At 58.2% G+C, this 3,616-nt stretch carries 4 protein-coding genes and 1 pseudogene; 1 reads left to right on the plus strand and 4 read right to left on the minus strand.

What is annotated here, in order from left to right:
- Window positions 1-334 (minus strand): annotated as a pseudogene (locus AB5Y92_RS14430) (hypothetical protein); the annotation flags it as partial.
- A gap of 107 nt (window positions 335-441) precedes the next feature.
- Here AB5Y92_RS14430 and AB5Y92_RS14435 point away from each other — a divergent pair.
- The gene (locus AB5Y92_RS14435; RefSeq protein WP_005344394.1) at window positions 442-666 is read left to right on the plus strand and encodes a hypothetical protein; all 225 of its coding nucleotides are present in this window, start codon (window positions 442-444) and stop codon (window positions 664-666) included.
- Here the strand turns inward: AB5Y92_RS14435 and yciA are convergent, their stop codons facing one another.
- The 3 genes from yciA to AB5Y92_RS14450 all read right to left on the minus strand — a co-directional run.
- Window positions 667-1,071, minus strand: a complete 405-nt coding sequence (gene yciA, locus AB5Y92_RS14440; protein WP_005337875.1) for an acyl-CoA thioester hydrolase YciA — start codon at window positions 1,069-1,071, stop codon at window positions 667-669.
- A 59-nt stretch (window positions 1,072-1,130) separates the two neighbouring features.
- Window positions 1,131-1,979, minus strand: a complete 849-nt coding sequence (locus AB5Y92_RS14445) for an NAD-dependent epimerase/dehydratase family protein (RefSeq protein WP_201986486.1) — start codon at window positions 1,977-1,979, stop codon at window positions 1,131-1,133.
- A 755-nt stretch (window positions 1,980-2,734) separates the two neighbouring features.
- Window positions 2,735-3,616, minus strand: an 882-nt coding sequence (locus AB5Y92_RS14450) for a thiamine pyrophosphate-dependent enzyme (protein WP_368227016.1), incomplete at its 5' end; no start/stop codon positions are given.

The following is a 3,616-nucleotide window of genomic DNA, read 5'->3' on the forward strand; positions in this document are numbered from 1 at the left end:
GCTGTTGCCACTGGAAATCACCGGCGCGCAGCCAGTCGAGCATATCTGGACGGGTGGCCGACTCTTGCAGCAGCACCAGATCCTGCCCCTTGGCATAACTGTCCATCCCTTCGCGCCAGTTCTTGCGCTGGCCCTTGTAGAGATTCCACACCGTCACCCCGAATTCACGGGGCAGCGCCGTGGTCGCCAACGCCACCAGCGGCGGACGCTGGCAGTCGAGTCCCGGCACAATCCCTTGAGCTGTGACCAGATGGTTCTGATCCGGCACCTCAAAACAGCCTACCAACCCCAGGGTCAGCAGGGAGGTGCCAAGAATGCGATAACTATTTTTCATTGGCTAACAACCGCCCGCCTTTGCTTTTTGTTGCGACCATCACAAACGTCATCCACGCCGACTAAGCTGATAGTCCCTGTTCCACCCAACCAGAAGGACCTTGTCTCATGGCGAAAGAACTTCGGTACAACGTGACGTTTTATGATCAACAAGGAAATTGTCATCAAGTGGAGCTGTCCACCGTCTACCAGATAAGACGGGACCCTCAATGCGATCTCTGCCTGTTCGACACCCTGCAATATGTGGGCTCGGAAGAGATGCTGGAACGCATGATACGGCAAAAAACCGGGCTTGAGCAGGAAATATCCATCATCAATGCCCGGCTGATTTAATCAGGCACTCACCGGAACCGGGCGGGATTTGCCCTGTTCGTCGATGGCGACATAGGTGAAGATCCCCTCGGTCACGCAGTAGCGCTGGGCATCGTTTTCCCGCAGTACCGGTTTGACCCACACCTCCAGCTTGAGCTTCATGGAGCTGCGGCCGATCTTCATGCAGCGGCCGTAGCAGCAGACCACATCGCCCACCTTGACCGGACTGTGAAAGGTCATGCCTTCGACGGATACGGTACAAATACGTCCTTTTGCCAGCTCCTTGGCCATAATGCCCCCACCTATATCCATCTGGGACATGATCCAGCCACCAAAGATGTCGCCATTGGGGTTGGTATCGGCTGGCATTGCCAGGGTTCTCAGCAACAACTCCCCATCGGGGTGACGTTTTGTATCTACCATCATTACCGCCTCTCTCTCATGGATGGCGGCATGATAGGGGGCGATCCCCCCCTTGGCAAACCTCAATTGCCCGAGGCGGCGAGCTCGGCAAACCAGTGGGCCGGATCGGGCCAGCGATATTTGAATCCCATCTGCTGGCAAATCAGCTGGCCGTCGATGGGCTGAAATTCACCGGCAGGCTCGATAAAGACCGGCACAGGCAGCCCCTGCTGACGCGCAGCAAAGGGGTAGAACTGCTCGCGGCGCGGGTGCACCGGCGCGCTCAGGTTGAAAACATCCCCGTCCTTGCCCCGCTCCAGCAGCAAGATGCAGGCCGCCACCACATCGTCCAGATGGACCAGATTGACCGACTGGGCGCCGCCATCGAGAGTCTTGCCCGCGAGGAAGCGACCGGGATGACGATCCGGGCCATAAAGGCCGGAGGGGCGCACTATCATCACCGTCTCGAAACCGGCCGCCAGCACCGCCTGCTCCGCCGCCAGCATCCGCTCGCCACGGGCATGGCGGGGTTGGGGTTCTTCCCCCTCCTGCTGCCCCGCGCCCCATACCGAGGTGGCGCTGACAAACAGCACCCGCCGGGTGCCGCTCGCTTTGGCCAACGCGCAGGCCCTTGCCACCGCCTGCGGATAGTCATCGGTCTTGCTGGGCGGTACGCAGATAACCAACGATTCGCAGGGGATGGGCCACAGCGCTTGTTGATCAGCGACGGACATCTCGGCAGAGCCCATGTTGGCAGAGATGGTCAGCGGATAGGCGTTGATCCCCTCCCCCTGCAGACGGGCCGCCTTCTCGGCGCTGCTGACAGTCACCGCCACCTGCTTGCCTGCCGCCAGCAGAGCCCGCGCCAGCGGCAACCCGAACCAGCCAGCCCCCAGAATGCCGATCGTCCCGGCGATATATTGCTCTGTCATTGTCCCTTCTCCTGCTTGACGCTATGTGCCCCGCAGCTTACCTGCCTTGGTCGGAAAAGGAAGTCTTGGCCAACTCTCCTACAGCCTACAGATAGACAAATGCCGCCAAGATGGCGGCATTTGTCTATCTGGTTCTGTGTCAGCTTCGTCAGCTTCTTATAAAGCCTTTTCTATAGCTCTTTCACCTTGCACGCTTGCTCTGAGCATCAGCAAAAAGGTAGCCACCAGAATCTCTGCTGATGGTTATGAATTCATCTTCATGTTCCCCGTCAAAAAAGGTGCATTCATACGAGGCGGATCGTTCTGCTTCAATTCTTATGCCCGTTACAGTTGCTGGGACTGCACTTCCAATGCTCATCGCAGCAAGTTCTTCCACTCTGGAAATATCAGACTCTAGCTCAGGAAGAATCGCCTCTGCATTACGCAAACAAGCTAAACTGTCTCTGCCTGGAGGGTACTCGACCCAAACAAGCAATCTCCCGATTTGAAATTCGTCACACTCTGGATATGACCCCAAGAGACTTAAAAGGCGATTAGTCATAAGCACCTAACAAATTTGTTCTGTGAAGTGAACCACTCTAACACAGACGTATTTATGAAAAACTTTCAATGCCTTAGTGCCATTCACCTTAAAATACGACCTCGATTAGAGTCGGAAATATGGATGCTTTTACTCTATAACGAGCCCGTCCCTACCCAAATGACTAAAAAAGCGGGCCAATGGCCCGCCTGGTTATATTTTACTCACCCAATCCTCACACCGGCGGATGAAAATGGCTGGCCTCGCGGGTGGCCATCTCCTCGTAGGTGGCCCACTTCTGCCACGCCACTTTTTGCGCTACCTGCATCAGCCGCTGCGCCTCCTCCGGGTGGCTCTGGGCCAGCACCCGATAACGGGTCTCCTCCTGCCGGTATTCAGCGAGGGGGATGGAGGGGCGCAGGCTGTCAAGGCTGAAGGGGTTCTGCCCCGCACTGCGCAGTACCGGGTTGTAGCGCATCAGCGGCCAGTGACCGGAGGCGACGGCCCGTTTTTGCTGGGTCAGGCCAAACTCCATATCGATGCCGTGGGCGATACAGTGGCTGTAGGCGATGATCAGCGACGGGCCCGGATAGGCTTCGGCCTCACGCAAGGCCTGCAGCGCCTGCTGCGGATTGGCACCAAAGGCGATGCGGGCAACATAGACGTTGCCGTAGGAGATGGCTTGCAGCGCCACATCCTTCTTGGCCAGCGTCTTGCCTCCCGCCGCGAACTTGGCGACGGCACCGAGCGGGGTCGATTTCGACATCTGACCGCCGGTGTTGGAGTAGACCTCGGTATCCATCACCAGCACGTTCACATCGCGCCCGGAGGCGAGCACATGATCGAGCCCCGATGAACCGATGTCATAAGCCCAGCCATCGCCGCCGATGATCCAGACCGAACGGCGCACCAGCTGATCGATGAGTGACAGCAGCTCGCGGGCCTTGCCGGATTTCACCTCTTCCAGCCGCTCCCGCACTTGCGCGACCCGGGTGCGCTGGGCGCGGATCTCCGACTCCAGCCGCTGCGGAGCGTTGATAAGCGACTCGACCAATGCCTCACCCAGTTCCCCTTTCATCGCTTCGAGGGCCGCTACCGCCTGACCGTGATGCTGATC

The sequence above is a fragment of the Aeromonas sp. R1-1 genome, from assembly GCF_040908495.1.
Classification (GTDB): domain Bacteria; phylum Pseudomonadota; class Gammaproteobacteria; order Enterobacterales; family Aeromonadaceae; genus Aeromonas; species Aeromonas veronii.